This window comes from Arminella tubonensis (genome assembly GCF_003240585.1).
Taxonomy (GTDB): domain Bacteria; phylum Pseudomonadota; class Alphaproteobacteria; order Rhizobiales; family Rhizobiaceae; genus Rhizobium; species Rhizobium tubonense.
The window spans coordinates 326,378-346,082 of record NZ_PCDP01000035.1 but is presented as its reverse complement, the minus strand read 5'-3'; the positions used below and the strand labels follow the sequence as shown (position 1 = coordinate 346,082).

Sequence of the window (19,705 nt, the reverse complement as noted above, 5' to 3'; positions counted from 1 at the left end):
TTGTGCCGAGGATCTGCTTTATCTGCGTAACATCGAACAGTTGCAGATGCTCGGGACAGGCCCGAGCATGATGACAAGAAGTGGGGGGCTCTTTTTTGCCGAGCGCACCGCGTTGTCTTGCGATGTCGTCGATGTTAACAATATGCGTCTCTCAAGCGAGAAAGGAGGGCCGTATCATGATCATTTATGTCTGGCGCAATCGCCAGTTCGGCCCGAACAATGCCCTGCGGATGCGTTTGCAGGGCTGATCAGAGGCTGTAGCTCGCTTATCTCCTTCCTGGTCTGCCCCTTAAGGCATGCAGCGCCGAACCGTCGCGTTCGTGCGACTGCTTCATGACAATCACCGAGCCGAATGGCCAAACGTTACGCCCTTGACGGGGTTTGGCCGCCAGCATCCGAATTCCATGGCAATCCCCTGGGGATCGCGGATCGATGCTGTCTGCTCGGACAGACCAGAGAACGATGATGGCACTGATCACTTTGCGCAATCTCGGCGTCACCCTGAGTGGGCCGGTTATCTCCAATCTCAATTTGACCGTCGGCGCCGGAGACCGCGTCGGCATTGTTGCTCCAAACGGCCGGGGGAAGTCGACACTTCTCAACTGCATCGCCGGCAGGCTGGATCCGACGGTCGGCGAGGTCACGCGGTCGCGTGGCCTGCGTGTCGGCTACGTCGAACAGAATGTCCCGATCGCGCTTATGGAACTGCCGTTCGCCGATGTGGTCCGTCAGGTCTTGTCTGCGGAACAAGCTGCCAGCGAAAGCTGGCGCGCGGATGTCGTGCTCGACGGGCTCGACGTGCCGGAGGTATTGCGCCAGAGGCCGCTTTCTCAATTGAGCGGTGGCTGGCAGCGGCTTGCCCTTCTTGCTCGCGTATGGGTAACCGATCCCGATGTGCTGCTTCTCGACGAGCCGACCAACCATCTCGACATTGCCAAGATCGCGCGGCTTGAGGACTGGCTCAACGCACTTCCCCGGGATGTCCCCGTATTGATCTGCAGCCATGACAGGGCATTTCTCGATGCCACGACCAATCGGACGCTTTTTCTGCGATTGGAGCAGTCCCAGGTTTTTTCGCTGCCCTATAACAGGGCGCGGGAAGCGCTCGAACAGGCTGATGCGTCCGACGAGCGTCGATATCATAGGGATATGAAGGCGGCGCAGCAGTTGCGGCGGCAGGCGGCCAAGCTCAACAACATCGGCGTCAATTCCGGCAGCGATCTCCTGACCGTCAAGACGAAGCAGCTGAAACAGCGGGCGGATCGTCTGGAAGACGCCGCGCGGCCGGGCTTTCTGGAGCGTTCGGCCGGCGCGATCCGGCTTGCCAACCGGGGCGTCAACGCAAAGGTCCTGATCGCGCTTGATGATGCCTCGGTCGAAACATCAGACGGGACCTTGCTCTTCAAGAGCGGAAAGCAGTGGATATGCCAGGGCGATCGCATCGTGCTGCTTGGGAAAAACGGCGCCGGAAAATCCCGCTTCGTCGAGATGATCAGGAGAGCGATCATCGGCCAGAACGGCGTGCCAGAGGCCATCAGGCTGACGCCGTCGCTGGTGCTTGGTCATAGTGACCAGAACCTCTCCAGCCTTGCCGACGACGACACGCCGCTTGCCGCCATCACGCGGTTGTTCGAGCTTGGCGAGCAACGCGCTCGCACGCTTCTCGCCGGTGCGGGGATCGGCGTCGACATGCAGAGCCGGGCCATCGGCCGATTGTCGGGTGGACAGAAGGCGAGACTTGCGATGCTGGTCCTGCGTCTTCAGGCTCCCAATTTCTACCTGCTGGATGAACCGACCAACCATCTCGATATCGACGGGCAGGAGGCTTTGGAGGACGAGCTCCTGACACAAGAGGCAAGCTGCCTGCTGGTCTCGCACGATCGCAGCTTCGTGAGGGCGATCGGCAATCGCTTCTGGGTGATTGAGAAACGACGTCTGGTCGAGGTCGATGGACCCGAGGAGTTTTTTGCGTCGGCTGTGGGACAGATGGCATGACTGAATCCGCCGCTTCACCCCCTCTGTCGGCTGGGCCGACATCTCCCCCACAAGGGGGGAGATCAACATGTGGAGAGTGCGGCATACTCCAATCTCCCCCCTTGTGGGGGAGATGTCACGAAGTGACAGAGGGGGGTGTGTCTCCAGGTGTTCCAATCGTCGCCACATCCCGACCCATAATTCCCCCTGAATTGCCGCTTGCGCATCGCTACATCTCACGGTAACAATTCCGTCCATGAACAAGTCTTCGAACAATGCTTCCTGGTGGTGGGCACGCTAAAAGCGGCCTCGACCAATCGTGTTCAAAGACGACGAGTGAGCCGCCCGAAACTTTCAGGCGGCTTTTTTTGTTTTTAAAGCGCCTGTCATCCGGGCATGGAGAGAGCGGAGAGACAAGTCATGGTAACGATCCTTCGGGATGACGGTGCGGAAATCTACGAGACCAGGGGCGGCATCACAGTGACCCGCCAGCGCCGGCCTATTCCTTACGCCGATGCCGTTTCGTCCTATATCGACAAGCTCGACGAGCGCCGCGGCGCGGTGTTTTCGTCGAACTACGAATATCCGGGCCGTTACACCCGCTGGGATACCGCCGTCGTCGATCCGCCGATCGGCATTTCCTGCTTTGGCCGGAATGTCTGGATCGAGGCCTATAACGAGCGCGGGGAGGTGATCCTCGGTTTCATCGCAGCCCGGCTGAAGACGGTTTCGGAGATTTCGCTCGACGCATCGACGCCGCGCCGGCTGGATCTGACGGTGAAAACACCGGACCGCGTTTTCACCGAGGAAGAGCGCTCGAAGATGCCGACCGTCTTCACCGTGCTTCGTGCGGTTACCGATCTCTTCTACTCGCAGGCGGACGCCAGTCTCGGGCTCTATGGCGCCTTCGGCTACGATCTCGCCTTCCAGTTCGACGCGATCGACCTGAAGCTGACGCGTCCCTCCGACCAACGCGACATGGTGCTCTACCTGCCGGACGAGATTCTCGTCGTCGACAACTATTCCGCCAAGGCCTGGATCGACCGCTACGATTTCGCAAAGGGCGGAGCCTCTACCGAAGGAAAGGCAGGCGACATTCCCGCCGAGCCATTCCATCATACCGACGCCATCCCGCCGAAGAGCGATCACCGCCCGGGCGAGTTCGCCGAGCTGGTGACCAAGGCAAAGGAGAGCTTCCGCAAGGGCGACCTGTTCGAGGTGGTACCGGGGCAGAAATTCATGGAGCGCTGCGACAGCAAGCCCTCCGATATTTCCAAGCGGCTGAAGGCGATCAATCCGTCGCCGTATTCCTTCTTCATCAACCTAGGAAATCAGGAATATCTGGTCGGCGCCTCGCCTGAGATGTTCGTGCGCGTTTCCGGCCGTCGCATCGAGACCTGCCCGATCTCCGGCACGATCAAGCGCGGCGACGACCCGATCGCCGATAGCGAACAGATCCTCAAGCTTTTGAACTCGAAGAAGGACGAGTCCGAGCTGACGATGTGTTCCGACGTCGACCGCAACGACAAGAGCCGCGTTTGCGAACCGGGTTCGGTCAAGGTCATCGGCCGCCGGCAGATCGAGATGTATTCCCGTCTCATCCACACCGTCGACCATATCGAGGGCCGGCTTCGCGATGACATGGATGCCTTCGACGGCTTCCTCAGCCACGCATGGGCCGTGACGGTGACCGGCGCGCCGAAGCTGTGGGCGATGCGCTTCATCGAATCCCGCGAAAAGAGTCCGCGCGCCTGGTATGGCGGTGCGATCGGCATGGTCGGCTTCAACGGCGACATGAACACAGGCCTGACGCTTCGCACGGTGCGCATCAAGGACGGCATTGCCGAAGTGCGCGCCGGTGCTACTCTGTTGAACGACTCCATTCCCGAGGAAGAAGAAGCCGAGACCGAACTGAAAGCCTCTGCCATGCTCTCTGCCATTCGTGACGCCAAGGCCGGAAATTCAGCCAAGACCGTGCGCGACGTCGCGGCCGTCGGCCATGGCGTGAAGATCCTCTTGGTCGACCACGAGGACAGCTTCGTCCACACGCTCGCCAATTATTTCCGCCAGACCGGGGCAACGGTCTCGACGGTTCGCTCGCCGGTGTCCGAGGAGATTTTCGATCGGCTCGATCCAGATCTGGTCGTGCTCTCTCCGGGTCCTGGAAATCCCAAGGATTTCGACTGCAAGGCGACGATCAAGAAGGCGAGGGCACGCAACCTGCCGATCTTCGGTGTGTGCCTCGGCCTTCAGGCGCTCGCCGAGGCGTACGGAGGCGATCTGCGCCAGCTGGCGATCCCGATGCACGGCAAGCCTTCGCGCATTCGCGTGCTCGAACCCGGCATCGTGTTTTCGGGCCTTGCCAAGGAGGTCACCGTCGGCCGCTACCACTCGATCTTCGCCGACCCCTCGACCCTGCCGCGAGACTTCATGATCACGGCTGAAAGCGAAGACGGCACGATCATGGGCATCGAGCACGTCAAGGAACCGGTCGCAGCAGTCCAGTTCCACCCCGAATCGATCATGACGCTCGGAGGCGACGCCGGAATGCGGATGATTGAAAATGTTGTGGCGCATCTGGCACGGCGGGCGAAGACGAAGGCGGCTTGAGGAGGTGTGTGTGTTGGCCCCCTTCTCCCCTCGGGGAGAAGGTGCCCGCCCCGCGATTAACTCGGGAGGCGGATGAGGGGACCTCGCCCGGGCAGCGTACAACCTGATGGACGCGCGCGGCGAACGCGGAACCCTCCCGCCGTGCCGCGCCCTCATCGCCTCGCTTTGCTCGGCACTTCTCCCCGAGGGGAGAAGGTGGCCCCGGTGTTTGCCGGTCGCTCGGGAGAACTGCAATGGAGTGGTTGCAGAGAATCTTTGACAGATGCGGAGTTTTGTCCGATATGACGCGTAATGAACCGCGTGCCCGAAATTTCGGGCACGCGGTTTTGCATTAAAGGGCTGCTTTTCTGCAATTCATTCGCATCCGCATGGAGAATGGCATGGCCGCGACAGGCAATCAGGGCATCCAGCAACTGGCGTTCTGGGGCATTCCGATCTCGCTCGGCGTCATGGGTATCAAGATGGCCGCATGGTGGGTGACCGGTTCGGTCGCGCTGCTTTCGGACGGGCTTGAGTCCTTCGTCAATGTCGTTGCGGCATTCATTGCCTTCTTCGTCATCCGCTATGCGCAGAAGCCTGCCGATGCCGACCATCCATTCGGCCATCACAAGGCGGAATATCTGTCGGCGGTGACAGAGGGGGTGCTGATCGTCGTGGCGGCGCTGCTGATCGTTCAGGCGGCTGTCGGCCATCTCAGTCATCCGCTGCCGATGGAGGCGCCGGCTCTCGGTCTGGCTATCAATTTTGTGGCGGGCATCATCAATCTGCTCTGGGCCCGTATCCTCATCCGCGAGGGCCGTATGCACCGGTCGGTGGCGCTGGTGGCCGACGGGCAGCACATCATGTCAGACGTCGTGACTTCGGTCGGCGTTCTGGCCGGACTTCTGCTGGCGCTTTGGACCGGATACCCGATCTTCGACCCGATCCTTGCTATCTTCGTGGCGCTGAATATCCTTTATCAAGGATATGCCGTGATCTCCCACTCGATCGACGGATTGATGGACAAAGCAGTGCTGCCGAGTGAGGAAGTCGCGATCAAGGAAGCAATCGCCCATCACGCGGCCGGGTCGCTCGGGGTGCACGACCTGAAGACCCGGATTGCCGGATCGGTGACTTTCGTCGATTTCCACCTCGTCGTACCGTCGAGCATGCCGGTCGGCGATGCGCACAATATCTGCGACCGCCTTGAAGATGCCATACGGGCGATCCATGCGGGCGCCGAAATAACCATCCATGTGGAACCTGAGGGCGCCAAGGCCCATGGTATCCGCGTCAAAGTGATCAAGGAGGCTTGACCATGCCAAGTACCGATGTTTCCGGCCTGTCGATGCTCGGCAGTCACACGGACGCTCCGACCAACCCCGAAGATGCGATCCTGGAAAAAGTGCCATCCGGCCACCAGGGCACCGACTACGTGGTTCGCTTCACTGCGCCGGAGTTCACCTCGCTCTGCCCGATGACGGGACAGCCCGATTTCGCCCACATCGTCATCGACTACATCCCCCAGGAATGGTTGGTCGAATCCAAATCGCTGAAGCTTTTCCTGCATTCCTTCCGCAACCACGGCGCCTTCCATGAGGATTGCTCGATCTATATCGCCAAGCGGATCGTCGACCTGCTGCAGCCGAAATGGCTCCGGATCGGCGCCTACTGGTATCCACGTGGCGGCATCCCGATCGACGTCTTCTGGCAGACCGGCAAGCCGCCCGAAGGCGTGTGGCTGCCGGATCAGGGTGTCCAGCCCTATCGTGGGCGGGGGTAGCTTTTCATTCAATAAAAACGCCGCGTTTTCAAATGGAAACGCGGCGTTTTTACTTTGAATTCCAAAGACGCTTCAAACGTTGAAGCTGTCGTCGCCGTCGTTTGAGCTGTCGTCGAAATTGTCGTCGTCATTGTCGTCGTCGCTGACCAGGGTCTGGTCGTTGGCGTCGTTGTCGTTCTGGTCCTTGTTGTCGTCCTTGCCGTAGTAGTTGTTGACGACGGTCTCTTCGACTGCCGGCGTGGTATTGCCGGCCAGGCCGCCGAGCGACGAGGCTCCTGTCAGGCCGCCGAGGCCGCCGAGATGCGGGCTGAACAGGCTGCTCAGCGATTCCGCCAGCATCACGCCGCCGGCAACGCCCGCTGCCGTGCCGAGCGCGCCGCGCAGGAAGCTGCCGCCGGCGGACGGGGCGGCTGGCTGCTGGCTCCAGGGACCCACCGGCTGCTGTTGCGGCGCATAGCCTTGTTGCGGTGCATATCCCTGCTGGGCGCCGTAGCCTGGCTGGGGCGCATAATTCTGCTGCGGGACGGGGCGTTGCGGCTGGGCCGGCTGGCCGCCGCCGAACAACGAGCCGAGACCGCCGAGAAAACTGCCGCCGCCCTGCGGCTGCGGCTGGTTGGCCCCCTGTTCCAGCTCGTGCACGCGCGCTTCCAACTGCTGGATGCGATCGGCCGCAGCCTTCATTCCCTGTTCCTGCATGATCACCGCCTGCGACAGCAGGTAGGGCGCGTAGGGCTGGTCGCGAACAGACTGGGCGATGAAGGCTTCGGCATCTGCGTCGCGCGGCGTTGCCGCTGCGGATTTGATCCGGTCGAAAAGAGAGCTAAGCAATTGACGTTCTTCGGGCGACATGATGGCCTCCTTGGCAAACTGGGCGCGGACTGCTTTCGCGCTGAACTGACTTAGGAACGGATATTGGCTTTTCAAAGCCGCGAAGGGTTACATTTCGGTAATTCGCGATGGCTCGATAAGGATATGTTCACCCGTCCGGTGGCTTGTCTTTTTCCCGCATTGTTTTACGCATTGAGTCGCACTATGTGCGGGACAGACAAATCATGGTGGAGAGTTGCGAATGAACGACGACGAACAGGACGAAAAGAAGACGGAACTGCCTTTGGGTAAGGAAACGGAGGCGAATCTCTTCAAATCGCGTTCGATCTTCATCTATGGCGGGATCACGCAGGAGCTGGCCCAGAAGGTCTGCTCGCAGCTCGTCGCCCTTGCCGCCGCCAGCGACGATGACATCCGCATCTACGTCAATTCGCCGGGTGGCCATGTCGAATCGGGCGATTCGATCCACGACGTCATCAAGTTCATCAAGCCGAAGGTCTGGATGATCGGAACCGGGTGGGTGGCTTCGGCCGGAGCGCTCATCTTCGTCAGCGTACCCAAGGAACGTCGCATCTGCCTGCCGAACACCCGCTTCCTGCTGCATCAGCCCTCCGGCGGTACGCGCGGCATGGCCTCGGATATCGAGATCCAAGCGCGCGAGATTATCAAGATGAACGAGCGCCTGAACCGGATCTTCGCTGCCGCCACCGGCCAGCCGATCGAAAAGATCGCCAAGGATACCGATCGCGACTATTGGCTCACCGCCGAAGACGCCAAGACGTATGGTCTGGTGTCTCGGATCGTGACGTCGCAGGCCGAGATCTGATTTTATCGGATAGGAGCGCCCTTGCTTGTCGGAAGACGGGCGAGGGCGCTTTTTTTGTTGGGGTGTATTTGTCGAGAGACCCCCCTCTGTCGGCCGGGCCGACATCTCCCCCACAAGGGGGGAGATCAATATGCCGATAGTGCGGCATACTCCAAAATCTCCCCACCTGTGGGGGAGATGTCAGCGAAGCTGACAGAGGGGGGCGGCCTAGGAGAGGGGCAATTTATTGTGCCTCCCCAGTCAAACAGTGCCGGTTCGACCCAAACGACACTTGCACGAGTGACGTGCATAATGCTCCATGCGTGTAACCGCGTTCACGAGTCCCTCCAACCGATGCTCAAAGATTTTTCCGTCCAAAGCCTGTTCATGGGCGTTCTTACCGCCTTTGTCGGTTTCGCCAGCTCCTTTGCGGTCGTGTTGCAGGGGTTGCACGCCGTTGGCGCCTCAGATGCGCAGGCGGCGTCCGGGCTGACGGCGCTGGCGGTATCCATGGGCGTCTGTGCGATCGTGCTCAGCGCGGCGACGCGCATGCCGGTCAGCATCGCCTGGTCGACGCCGGGGGCGGCTTTGCTCGCCAGTGGCGGGGCGATCCCGGGCGGGTTTCAGGTGGCGGTCGGTGCATTTCTGATTTGTGCGCTGCTGATCATCATCGCTGGGCTCTTTCGGCCGCTCGGCCGCGCTGTGGCGGCGATCCCGGCGCCGCTCGCCAATGCGATGCTCGCCGGCGTGCTGATCGGGCTGTGCTTCGCGCCGGTCAAGGCCATCGCTTTCAATCCGCTATTCGGTCTGCCAATCGTGCTTGCCTGGATCGTCGTCGGCGCGTTCAAGCGGCTTTGGGCGGTGCCGGCAGCGCTTGCGGCCTTTGCCTTGGTGCTGGCCTTCGAGGTGCATGTGCCGGACGGTGGGCTGTCGTCGGTGGCGCAGTCGCTGCTGCCGAAGGTGGAGTTCATCCGGCCCGTGTTCAGCTTTGCCGGTCTCGTTTCAATCGCCCTGCCGCTTTTCATCGTCACCATGGCCTCGCAGAATATTCCTGGCATTGCGGTGCTGAAGGTCAATGATTACGATCCGAGGCCGGGTGGGCTGTTTGCGCTCACCGGCTTCTTCTCGCTGCTGAGCGCGCCGTTCGGCGGCCACGCGGTCAACCTCGCGGCGATCACCGCGGCGATGTGCGCGGGCCAGGATGCGCATGCCGATCCCGCAAGGCGATACTGGGCCGCGATCGTTGCCGGTATCGGCTATGTCGTTCTCGGATTGCTCGCCGGCGCCGTCACTGCGTTCGTGGCGCTGGCTCCGCCGATCCTGATCGAAGCCGTGGCCGGCCTTGCGCTGGTCGGCGCTTTTTCCAGCTCGGCGATGGCCGCGTTTCAACGCGCCGATACGCGGGAGGCCGCGGCGATCACCTTCCTCATCACGGCATCGGGCGTGGCATTCGCCGGCATATCGGGCGCTTTCTGGGGGCTGATTGCCGGTGGCCTGATGCTGGCGCTGCAGCGTTTCGTGCAGGTGCTCAAGAAGTAGGCCGGGGTTGCTTCTTTTTTATCGCCCGGTTATAAGCCGATCCATGAAGTCCATAGGCACCCAGATTTCCGAACAGATCACACGCGGCCGCGTCGCCCTGCGTGATCATTCGCGTGCCTTCACCTCGCTTCTTCTCCTCGGCCTTACGCGCGGTTGCCGGGTTCTTTGAGGAGCGCCCGGCGGCCGACAAGCCCGCCCGGCGACTGCTCCTCGATCTAGCTCTCCGAAATATTACCAGGCCCGTATTCAAAGCCGCTTTTGTCATCGCCAAGCCGCACCCGATCGGCTATTAGGCGGACAATCGACGGCAAGAGGAAAAGACGATGGACGCGAAGAACCATTCCCCCGCCACGAAACCCCAAGCCGGCAAATCCCGATTCAAAGGCATGTCCGAGGCGGCGATCAAGTATCGAGCCTATCCGCAGGTGAATATTCCCGATCGTACCTGGCCGTCGAAGACACTCACCAAAGCACCGGTCTGGTGTTCGGTCGATCTGCGCGATGGCAACCAGGCGCTGGTCGACCCGATGGGTCACGACCGCAAGGCCCGCATGTTCCATCTGCTCCTGGAAATGGGCTTCAAGGAGATCGAGATCGGCTTTCCCTCGGCCTCGCAGACGGATTTCGATTTTACCCGTTGGTGCGTCGAGGAAGGCAACGTTCCTGACGACGTGTCGCTGCAGGTATTGGTGCAGTGCCGGCCGGAGCTGATCACTCGCACGTTCGAATCACTGCAGGGCGCTAATAAGCCAATCGTGCACTTCTACAATTCGACAAGCGAGCTGCAGCGCCGCGTGGTGTTCGCAAAGGACGTCCACGGCATCAAGCAGATCGCCGTCGATGCAGCCAAGATGATCACTGACATGGCTGCGAAGGCCGGCGGCGGCTATCGCTTCGAGTATTCGCCGGAGAGCTTCACCGGAACCGAGCTCGAGGTGGCGCTGGAAATCTGCAACGCTGTGATCGAGGTGGTGAAACCGACCGCTGACAACAAGCTGATCATCAACCTGCCTTCGACGGTCGAGATGGCGACGCCGAACATTTATGCCGACCAGATCGAGTGGATGTGCCGCAACCTCGACAATCGCGAGAACCTGATCATTTCGCTGCATCCGCACAATGACCGCGGCACCGGCATTGCCGCTGCCGAACTGGCGTTGCTGGCAGGCGCCGACCGGGTGGAGGGAACGCTGTTCGGCAACGGAGAGCGGACCGGCAACGTCGACGTCGTGACCATGGCGTTGAACATGTTCACGCAAGGCGTCGACCCCGGCATCGACTGCTCCGACATCGAGCGGATCAGGGAAGTCTACGAATACTCCAACCAGATGACGATCGCCGACCGCCACCCATACGTCGGAGAGCTGGTCTACACCGCCTTCTCCGGCTCGCACCAGGACGCGATCAACAAGGGAATGAAGGCGAGCAAGATCGCCAATACTTCCGTCTGGGAAGTGCCCTACCTGCCGATCGACCCGCAGGACGTCGGCCGCAGCTATGAGGCGATCATCCGCATCAATTCGCAGTCCGGCAAGGGCGGCATCGCCTACATTCTGCAGCAGGACTACGGGCTAAACCTGCCGCGCAACCTGCAGGTGGAGTTTCGTGAGGAAATCCAGCGTATCACCGACGTCGAGGGCAAGGAACTGCCTTCGCGGCGGATCTACGACCGCTTCATGGAAGTCTATGTTGCACAGCCCGACGCCCGCATCCGCTTCGTCGACCACCAAACCTTTGCCGACCCGGAATACAAGGGACAGCGCATCATTGCCGCCGACATTACCGACAACGGCGAAGTGAAGCATATCGAGGGCAGGGGCAATGGGCCGATCGACGGCTTCATCAACGCGCTCTCTGCCTATCTCGGCATCGAAATGTCAGTCGAGGATTATTCGGAGCATTCGCTGCAGCACGGTTCGAACGCCGCGGCGATCTCCTACGTCGAGACCTCGCATCCGGGCGGCAAACTCTTCGGCGCCGGCGTCAACACCAACATCGTCGCCGCCTCGCTCGAGGCGATCGTCTCGGCCGCAAACCGGGTGCTTGAGTTGAAGGCAAAATAGGCCAGGCTAGCGACATATCTGAAAAGCAAACGGCAGCGTCGCAAGCGCTGCCGTTTGCTTTTTGCGCAATCTACTCAGATCGAAGTTGAAACCCGGCCGGCGATGTCGTCGAGGGTTGCGTCGGCCGATGGGCCGACGACGGCGTAGGCGGTGCCGTTCCGATGCCAGGAAACGACGCCGACATCGTCCTTGATGACTTCGTTGAGCTCGCTGTTGTCTTCGGTGCCGTTATCCTTGAGAAAGCAGACTGCGATCACGTCGCCATCGGCATTCTTGTAGATCAGCTGTCCCGTGGGCTTCCCCGCCGCGACGAGCAGTCTGGCGCCCTGGAACGACAGGCCGACCGATGTCAGGTCGGGGACATTGAACTTCACGCCGACGCTGCCGGTCAGCCATTGGGTGATTTCGACCACCTGGGTCGCCGGCAATTCCGCAAGATGCTTTGGCTGATGGGCGTAGATCCGGTGTGATGCGGCGATGTCGTCAGTCCAGTTGTGAGCCGGCGCTTGTGCGGTCTGCGCGGCCGGTTGTCCGCCGGGCGCGGTTCCGTAGAAGTAGCCGATGCCGCCGCCGACAAAGAACAGGATCAGCGCTGCGGCAAGCGCCTGCCGTCCTGAGGGAGCGAGCTTCAGTGAAGGGGGCACGAAGCGCGGTGTCTCGCGGACCTTCGGCGGCTGCGCACTCTTGATCGCGCGCACCAGGGCCAACGGAACGGGCTCCTTCAGGACTTCGTCAAAGGCCCTGCGGCCGACGTCCGAGCCATGCCTCAGCATCTCGTAGACCCTGCGCGTCTCGGGATCGGAGCTGATGAGCCGTTCCAGCTCTTCCTTTTCCTCGCGGCTTGTCTCGCCGTCCATGTAGGCCGAGAGCCGCGCTTCCAAAGGCGTTTTCTTCATGTCGTGCAAACTTCAAAACTTTCGTGGAGAACGGCTGACGCCGATTGCTGCCAGTTGCTGGCGAGCGCTGCACAGCCGCGACGCGACGGTCGACAGCGGAATGCCCAGGATGTCGGCCGCTTGCTTGTAGCTATGGCCCTCGATGACCACCAACAGGAAAACTGAGCCAAGACCCTCGGCAAGCGAGGTCACCGTCTGATGGCCTTCGTTGGCTTCCACCGAATTCGTCTTTGGATGCATGCCCGGCTCGATGCGATCCAGCGCTGCACCCTTTGCCGACCCCGATCGGTGCTTGTGCCGACGGACTTCATCGACCAATTGCTGCCGCGCGATCGTATAGAGCCAGCTTTCAAGCCGGCCCTCGTTATTCCAAAGATGGATCTTGGTAATGCCGCGATGACAGACACTCTGCACCAGTTCGTCAGCCTCACCGAGATCACCCGTCAGCGTCACAGCAAAGCGACGCAGCTTCGGCAGAAGGCCGACAAGATCACGTCTGATATCAAGGGCTGCGAGCGGCGCGGACATCGTCTTTCCAGAAGCGTTAGAGGCGGGCATGCGGTATTCGTCAAATGTGCTCTTCCAGCAGCGAACTTGCCTTAACGGGGAGGAAATAACTCGCCGTGACATGGGGTCGACGCGGAAAGATGTTCTCTACTGGTATGAACCATTTTCTTGTCGCTTCGCAAGCCTCCAAAATGGGCGTGGTACGTCAGGCGCCACATGCATAGTCCGACGGGCAATCAATATTTCCTGTAGCCGCCGAGCGATTGCAGCAGCGACCGGTAGGCCCAGGTGTCTTCGCCGCCACGGTCTCGAATTTCCACCAGCTGGACGCGCGCGGCCTGCTCGTCGCCCTGTTGAAGCAGGGCCTGGCCCATGTAGGACCGCGCGAGGATGTAGTTCTCATCCTTCTCCAATGCCTTGTGGTAGTAGTTCATGCCGACCTGCATCCGGCCGGCCTTGCGGTTGGCATAGCCCAGATAGTTGAGGATGCGTGGATCGTCCTGGTTCTTGGCGAGGTGCAGGACCTTGATGGCATTTTCATATTGGCCGGCATAGGCGAACTCACGGGCCGCCTGGAAGAGCTGATCGTCATTGAAACTGCTCTTCTTAGGCTTGACGCATTCCTTCTTTTCTTTGTCCCAGACCTTGCCGTCGGTGCATTTTGTCGTCGTCTGGGTCTTTGGCGGTGGGGCGGTGTCGTCTGTCGATGTTCCGGCAGCAAAGGCCGGAAGGCCCGCGCCGAGCAAAAAACCTGCCGCAATAACTGCCGTGAAGGAACTCTTCAAAGTGACCACCATGCCCTGCTCCTCTTCAAGATTAGACCGTTTCCATTATAGTCCCAGACGCAGGTAAACGCCATGGCAACGGGGCACGGCGGACGTCTAAGTCGAGGGATAAAGTGCTTCATCTGCCGAATATGTTGGTTCCCTCGGGTGACACGCCATCGCCTCTTTCGTTGAGACTGAATCGCTCCGCCTTTAGGTCCCAGGCGCCGGGCGCACCTGATATGGTGAAGTAGTTGTAAGCCGCCCGCGGCTTCATTCCGCCCGGTCCTTGCGAGGCCGAGGCAATGCCGACCACGGGAACCGGTGCGGTCTGGCCGCGCAGCCAATGGACCGTGTTCAAATGCGTATGACCGTGCAGCACCAGTTCGGCGCCGCCGGTAGACACAACCGCGCCAAATCGGCGAATGCCGATCATTCGCTTGTGAAAGGAGGTGGCACCGCGGATCGGGGGATGGTGGATCATCAGCACGCGGAAAAGGCCCGCCTCGCCGGCGGCGCGCAGCATGTTGACGGTCTCGCGAGCCTGCCGCGAACTATAGAAGCCGCTGGCGGAAAAAGGGAGCGTTGCAACCGCCGTCGAGCAGCCGATGAGCGCGACGCGGTCGCGTATGCGCAGGTACGGAAAGACATGCCGGTCGTCCTCCCACTCGGCAGGCGACAAGTCGCCCCGGACGTAGGGGTACCAGGCACGCATCGACTTCTCATAGGCACCGGGCACATACGCGTCGTGGTTTCCCGGAACGATGGATGTGAAAGCGGGGTCGCCGACGGTTTTCAACCATTCGGCCGCCGTGCGGATCTCGACGCCGCTTGCCAGATTGACCAGATCGCCGGTCACGGCCAGGTGGTCCGGGTTCTTTTCCTTGATGTCCTCGAGCAAGAGATCCAGCGTGCCGCCGAAAAGATGCTTGCTCCTGTTCCGGTGCCAGTTCACAAATCCAGTGATGCGCTTCGAGGCGAGTTCGCGAATCGAAAGCCGGGGAAGGGGTCCGAGATGGATATCGGAGATATGCGCGAGCTTGAACATGAGATGAGACATAGACCAGTCCATTGCCAGATCAAACAGTTCTGTCAGGTCTTGGCGACAGGAAAAAGTCGTCGTCTCTGCCGTTTAGCCGGGATCGCCGTCGGAGCAATTGCATGAGCGACGCGCTGCCGCCACCTGAGGTCACCGGCTGGAAGGCAAAGCTGTTCGGGCGCGCAATCCACATCTATTTCGCCCTGTCGCGTGGCATGACCATGGGCGTGCGTGCCGCCTGCTTCGATGCTGAGGGGCGGCTGTTTCTGGTGCGGCATTCCTACATGTCCGGCTGGTACATGCCCGGCGGTGGCGTCGAGCGGCACGAGACCGTCATGCAGGCGCTCGAAAAGGAACTTCGCGAGGAGGGCAACCTCCGGATGACAGGCCCGCCGCAGCTGTTCCACGTCTATCTCAACAAGGCAGCGAGCAATCGCGACCATGTCGTCTTCTACCGCGTCACGGTCGAGCAGACGGAACCCCGCAAGTCCGACTGGGAAATCGTCGAATGCGGGTTCTTTCCGCTCGACGCCCTGCCGCCGGGAACGACGAAGGCGACGCTACGCCGGTTGAAGGAGCTGGAGGGCGATGTTCCGCCCTCCCATTACTGGTGACGATCAGGCCGCCGCTTTGACCTTGTCGCGACCGTGCGGGCGATCGAAATCGAGGTCCGGGCCTACAGGGACGACCCCGGTCGGATTGATCGTCTTGTGGCTGCGGTAGTAGTGATCCTTGATATGATGAAGGTTCACGGTTTCCTTGACGCCTGGCGTCTGATAGAGCTCCCTGAGATAGGCCGGAAGGTTGCTGTAGTCTTCGATGCGGCGAATGTTGCACTTGAAGTGGCCGACATAGACAGCGTCGAAACGGACGAGCGTCGTGAACAGCCGCCAATCGGCTTCTGTTACCCGGTCGCCGAGGAGGTAGCGGTTCTTGCCCAGCCTCTCATCGAGCAGGTCCAGCGTTTCGAACAGCTTGCGGACATTTTCGCCATAGGCCTCCTGCGTCGTGGCGAAGCCCGACTTGTAGACGCCGTTGTTGACGGTGTCGTAGACGAGCTCGTTGAGCGGATCGATCTCGGCGCGCAATTGGGCGGGGTAGAAATCGTCCGTCGAACCGGTGAGGCCGTCGAAGGCACTGTTGAACATCCGGATGATTTCGGAGGATTCGTTGTTGACGATCGTGCCGGTCTGCTTGTCCCAGAGGACGGGGACGGTGACGCGGCCGGAATAATGCGGATCAGCCTTGACGTAGATCTCCCACAGCGCCTTCGCGCCGAAAAGGTGATCGACGGTGCCGCCATCGCGATCCTTGAATTCCCAGCCGTTTTCCAGCATCAGCGGATCGACGATCGAAACGGAAATCAGGTCTTCAAGCTTCTTCAGCTTGCGGAAGATCAGCGTCCGGTGAGCCCAGGGGCAGGCGAGGGACACGTATAGATGATAGCGGCCAGCTTCGGCCTTGAAGCCGGCTGTGCCTGTCGGGCCGGCCGAGCCGTCAGCAGTGACCCAGTTGCGGAATTGGGAGGCGGCGCGCTTGAAATGGCCCTTCGTCTCCTTGGTATCGTACCAGACGTCGTTCCAGACGCCCTCAACCAGCATGCCCATCTTGTGATTCCTTTCGAAGCCGCTTGGCTTTTCAAATTGCTTGCCTGGAAAATACGCACTTACACGGGGATTTCGAGGGGCCAAAGGTTGAACAGTGCGTCCTGCCGCCGATCGAACAATTTTGCGACGGCCGGATATTTTAAGTTGGACGGCCGAAAAATTTCCTGCTATCGGCCTTTCCACATTCAAAGGATACCGATCCATGAACCTGGCGAGAAGCCTGCGACGACGCTGATGACCCCGAACGCTCGATGAGCGTGTTCGAGAGCCATCCCCTTATGTCTATCCGGTTTCTTACGTTTCATGCACAAGCACGATCTGGTCTACCTCACCGAGGACGCATCTCACGATGCCGTCATCGAACTCATCAACGAAGAAGCATTCGGTCCTGGCCGGTTCGTCCGTGCGGCAGCGCGCATCCGCGAGCAGGGGCCGCACGACCGTTCGCTCTCCTTCATCTGCGCAGACGACGGCGAGACGATCGCTTCGGTCAGGATGACGCCGGTCATGGCCGGCGGGGTCCGGGGCCATCTGCTTGGTCCGCTTGCGGTCAGGCCTTCACACAAGAACCAGGGTATCGGTCGCGAGCTGGTGCGGATTGCTGTCGAAGCGGCAAGGCGCAAGGGTTCGGAAGCGGTTTTCCTGATCGGCGACCCGCCTTACTACGGCCCTCTGGGTTTCGAGAAGGTCGCCTATAACGCACTCGCCTTCCCAGGCCCGGTCGATCCCGGCAGGGTGTTGGTTGCCCCATTTGCCGACGACGTGCATCCGCGTCTGAAGGGGACGATCGGTTGGTCTGACTACAGCCTCTCGCCGATCAGCTGCTTTTGCAGGAACGAACGGGTTCTACCGATTGGAAAATCGGGCAGCTCGCCGAACACCTGATAGCCCTGCCGCTGATAGGTGCGTAGCGCCTGCGGATTGAAGGTGTCGATCCAGGCGCTGTGGCAACCTCGGGCGATTGCCTCCGCTTCGGCCAAATCAAGCATCTTGCCGGCCATCCCCTGGCCGCGCAGGGTTTCGGGCACGAACAGCCATTGAGTGAACAGCCAGCCCCAGCCGGTGTAGCCCGAGATTCCGCCGATCGTGTTGCCGGTCTCGTCGCGGATCAGAATGGCAAGTGTCCGCCGTCCTGACGGCCCGATATCGGCGGCGTTGAAATTCGTCAAGCCGCTGCTTATTGCGGCAAGGTCGGTTTCCGCAGGCATGTCGGTGAGGCTGAGTTCGAACTTGTCCATGGGCTATCGTCCTTCACGCCACCACGTGGCGGTAAAGGCAAAGAGCAGTGCCGCAAGGCCTGCAAAACCCGAAAACAGTGGCAGCGTATTGATGCCCTTGAGGACGGTTTCATCGGTCAACCGGATGGTCATCCGCTGGTCGTCGGTGACACGGACCGAACCTCGGACGGGAAGGATCGCCGGGACGGTGACGCCCCCATTCGACGAGGCGACGCGGGCAACCAGGCCCTTGGTCTTGTTGGCCAACGGCTTCAGCGTATCGGTCGTCGAGATCATCGCCTTGAATTCCGGCGCGTCGACTGCGCCGACATGGACCAGCGTCGACAGGTTGCCGTTGCTGACCTCGAAAAGGCCGATCTCATCGGTATGCTTGTCGGCGCTGTAGAGGCCGGGCTGGCTCTGGGCCAGCTTGACCGTTACCATTTTGCCCGAGGGATATTTGATGGTGGCATTGCCGGGATCATCGCCGATCGTCTGGCGGCTGATCTGAAGGGTTCGCCCGGAGGCCGTGGCGGTCAAGGCCTCTTCCTCGAGTGCCGGCTCCTTCATCAGCCAATGGGCGATGCGGCGATAGAGCGAAACGCTCGGGCCGCCGCCTTCAAAGCCTCGCGACCAGAGCCAGCCCTGATCGGAAAGCAGCATGGCGACGCGGCCCTGGCCGGCGCGGTTGAGCACCAGGAGCGGATGATTGTCGGCGCCGACCATGACGGTCTGGCCCTGCGGCTGCTCGACGTCGACGGTGCGGAACCAGCGGCCCCAATGCGGCGGCTCCTGGTCGGAGCCGTCGAGGCCGCGGGTGACGGGATGCTTGCGTCCTTCTTCGGAGAGCCTCGGATAGAAGGGCTTCTCGATCATCTGCCCCGTCGGCGCTGCAGGAAGAACAGAGGCGAGCGGCGTGAGCGCGATCGAATCCTCGCCGGCGTGTTCCGGACCGGCTGCGATCAGAAGCGCTCCACCGTTCTGCACATATTGGGCGATGTAGTCGTAGTAGAGAATCGGCAAGACGCCACGGTGCTGGTAGCGGTCGAAGATGATCAGGTCGAAATCGTTGATCTTGTCGACAAAGAGCTCGCGTGTCGGGAAAGCGATCAGCGACAGCTCGTTGATCGGCGTGCCATCCTGCTTTTCCGGCGGACGCAGGATCGTGAAGTGGACGAGGTCGACTGAGGCGTCGGATTTCAAAAGGTTGCGCCAGGCGCGCTCGCCGGCATGCGGTTCACCCGAAACCAGCAGGACGCGCATGTTCTGGCGGATGCCCTCGATCAGATGGACGGCGCGATTGTTTGCGACGGTGATTTCGCCCGGCAATTCGGCGACGCTGAATTCAAGGACGTTGTTGCCGGCTCGCGGGACCTTGAAGCTGAACGGCGTCTCCTGGCCGGGCGTCGCCTGCAAGGTGGCGATTTCGTCGCCGTTGAGCTTTGCGGTCACGGTTGCCGAGCCGCCGGGGCTCGGTCCGTCGTCGACGACGCGCAGGAATAGTTGCTGCTCCTCGTTGACGATGCCGAAGCGTGGGCCGCGGACCACTTCTATGCGCCGATCGAACTCGTTGGCCTTGCCGGTGATCAGGCCGTGGATCGGCGCATTGAAGCCGAGTGCCTGATTGGCACCGGGAATATCATGGATCTGGCCGTCGGTCAGGAAGATGGCGCCGCCGATACGAGCTGGCGGGACGTCGGCAATCGCTGCGGACATGGCGCTGAACAAACGGGTCGATGGCGTGTCGGAATCAACGGGCTCCTTGGCGTCGACAAAGCGCGGCTCGATGCGCGGCCACTGCGCCAGCCGGTCCTTCAGCTGCGCCAGTGCGTCGTCGGTCATCTTGATGCGTTCGGGCGTCAGCTGGCTCTGGCTGCGGTCGATGACGACGGGAACGATGGTGGAAAGCTGGTCGCGATCCTCCTGAAGCAGGAGCGGATTGGCGAGTGCGACGAGAAGCGCTGCCGCCGCGACAAGCCTGATCCACGCGCCACGTATGCCGCGCCAGATCCCGTAGGCGGCGATGCCCAGCATGAGCACCGCAAAGGCGGCGAGGACAGGCCAGGGAAGAAACGGTGAAAAATCAACTGTCAC

18 protein-coding genes are annotated in these 19,705 nt (G+C 61.0%); 10 read left to right on the top strand and 8 right to left on the bottom strand.

Going from position 1 to position 19,705, the window contains the following annotated elements; translation table 11 throughout:
- The first annotated feature begins 465 nt into the window (after positions 1–465).
- The 4 genes from CPY51_RS13330 (at position 466) to queF (ending at position 6,346) form a co-directional block, all read left to right on the top strand.
- Entirely contained in the window at positions 466–1,995 is a 1,530-nt protein-coding gene (locus CPY51_RS13330) for an ABC-F family ATP-binding cassette domain-containing protein (protein WP_111160689.1), read from the top strand.
- 399 nt (positions 1,996–2,394) lie between these two features.
- Complete coding sequence (locus CPY51_RS13325; protein ID WP_111160688.1) at positions 2,395–4,584, top strand: anthranilate synthase; 2,190 nt, start codon at positions 2,395–2,397, stop codon at positions 4,582–4,584.
- Positions 4,585–4,964: 380 nt separating this feature from the next.
- Positions 4,965–5,879: a cation diffusion facilitator family transporter gene (locus CPY51_RS13320; RefSeq protein WP_111160687.1), complete on the top strand. Its 915-nt coding sequence runs from the start codon at positions 4,965–4,967 to the stop codon at positions 5,877–5,879.
- A gap of 2 nt (positions 5,880–5,881) precedes the next feature.
- Positions 5,882–6,346, top strand: a complete 465-nt coding sequence (gene queF, locus CPY51_RS13315; RefSeq protein WP_111160686.1) for a preQ(1) synthase — start codon at positions 5,882–5,884, stop codon at positions 6,344–6,346.
- Between the two features lie 72 nt (positions 6,347–6,418).
- Here the strand turns inward: queF and CPY51_RS13310 are convergent, their stop codons facing one another.
- Positions 6,419–7,195 (bottom strand): DUF2076 domain-containing protein, encoded by a 777-nt coding sequence (locus CPY51_RS13310; protein WP_111160988.1) that lies wholly within the window; start codon positions 7,193–7,195, stop codon positions 6,419–6,421.
- A 220-nt stretch (positions 7,196–7,415) separates the two neighbouring features.
- Here CPY51_RS13310 and CPY51_RS13305 point away from each other — a divergent pair, with 220 nt between their 5' ends.
- The 4 genes from CPY51_RS13305 (at position 7,416) to leuA (ending at position 11,581) form a co-directional block, all read left to right on the top strand.
- Positions 7,416–8,000 carry an ATP-dependent Clp protease proteolytic subunit gene (locus CPY51_RS13305; RefSeq protein ID WP_111160685.1) on the top strand — a complete coding sequence of 195 codons (585 nt, stop codon included), beginning with the start codon at positions 7,416–7,418 and terminating at the stop codon, positions 7,998–8,000.
- A gap of 333 nt (positions 8,001–8,333) precedes the next feature.
- Entirely contained in the window at positions 8,334–9,518 is a 1,185-nt protein-coding gene (locus tag CPY51_RS13300) for a benzoate/H(+) symporter BenE family transporter (RefSeq protein WP_111160684.1), read from the top strand.
- 43 nt (positions 9,519–9,561) lie between these two features.
- Complete coding sequence (locus CPY51_RS33815) at positions 9,562–9,687, top strand: hypothetical protein (RefSeq protein WP_275540474.1); 126 nt, start codon at positions 9,562–9,564, stop codon at positions 9,685–9,687.
- 154 nt (positions 9,688–9,841) lie between these two features.
- A complete protein-coding gene (gene leuA / locus CPY51_RS13290; protein WP_111160682.1) occupies positions 9,842–11,581 on the top strand; it encodes a 2-isopropylmalate synthase in 1,740 nt (579 codons plus the stop codon).
- A 74-nt stretch (positions 11,582–11,655) separates the two neighbouring features.
- On the opposite strand, the gene CPY51_RS13285 is transcribed toward leuA, so the two are convergent.
- From CPY51_RS13285 to CPY51_RS13270, 4 genes are all read right to left on the bottom strand, one after another.
- Positions 11,656–12,486: an anti-sigma factor family protein gene (locus CPY51_RS13285; RefSeq protein WP_195909516.1), complete on the bottom strand. Its 831-nt coding sequence runs from the start codon at positions 12,484–12,486 to the stop codon at positions 11,656–11,658.
- 3 nt (positions 12,487–12,489) lie between these two features.
- Positions 12,490–13,005: an RNA polymerase sigma factor gene (locus CPY51_RS13280; protein ID WP_111160680.1), complete on the bottom strand. Its 516-nt coding sequence runs from the start codon at positions 13,003–13,005 to the stop codon at positions 12,490–12,492.
- 215 nt (positions 13,006–13,220) lie between these two features.
- Positions 13,221–13,769 carry a tetratricopeptide repeat protein gene (locus tag CPY51_RS13275; protein ID WP_420820698.1) on the bottom strand — a complete coding sequence of 183 codons (549 nt, stop codon included), beginning with the start codon at positions 13,767–13,769 and terminating at the stop codon, positions 13,221–13,223.
- 118 nt (positions 13,770–13,887) lie between these two features.
- A complete protein-coding gene (locus CPY51_RS13270; RefSeq protein ID WP_244598648.1) occupies positions 13,888–14,808 on the bottom strand; it encodes a metallophosphoesterase family protein in 921 nt (306 codons plus the stop codon).
- A 101-nt stretch (positions 14,809–14,909) separates the two neighbouring features.
- Here CPY51_RS13270 and CPY51_RS13265 point away from each other — a divergent pair, with 101 nt between their 5' ends.
- A complete protein-coding gene (locus tag CPY51_RS13265; protein WP_111160677.1) occupies positions 14,910–15,401 on the top strand; it encodes an NUDIX domain-containing protein in 492 nt (163 codons plus the stop codon).
- A gap of 3 nt (positions 15,402–15,404) precedes the next feature.
- On the opposite strand, the gene CPY51_RS13260 is transcribed toward CPY51_RS13265, so the two are convergent.
- Entirely contained in the window at positions 15,405–16,394 is a 990-nt protein-coding gene (locus CPY51_RS13260) for a glutathione S-transferase family protein (protein WP_111160676.1), read from the bottom strand.
- Between the two features lie 303 nt (positions 16,395–16,697).
- Here CPY51_RS13260 and CPY51_RS13255 point away from each other — a divergent pair, with 303 nt between their 5' ends.
- Positions 16,698–17,279, top strand: coding sequence for a GNAT family N-acetyltransferase (locus CPY51_RS13255; protein WP_244598647.1), 582 nt, complete (start codon positions 16,698–16,700; stop codon positions 17,277–17,279).
- Here the strand turns inward: CPY51_RS13255 and CPY51_RS13250 are convergent.
- Together CPY51_RS13250 and CPY51_RS13245 are read right to left on the bottom strand one after the other, a co-directional pair.
- The gene (locus CPY51_RS13250) at positions 17,195–17,632 is read right to left on the bottom strand and encodes a GNAT family N-acetyltransferase (RefSeq protein WP_111160675.1); all 438 of its coding nucleotides are present in this window, start codon (positions 17,630–17,632) and stop codon (positions 17,195–17,197) included. The genes CPY51_RS13255 and CPY51_RS13250 overlap by 85 nt on opposite strands.
- A 3-nt stretch (positions 17,633–17,635) precedes the next feature.
- On the bottom strand, positions 17,636–19,705 hold the full coding sequence (locus CPY51_RS13245; protein WP_111160674.1) for a glutamine amidotransferase: 2,070 nt from the start codon (positions 19,703–19,705) through the stop codon (positions 17,636–17,638).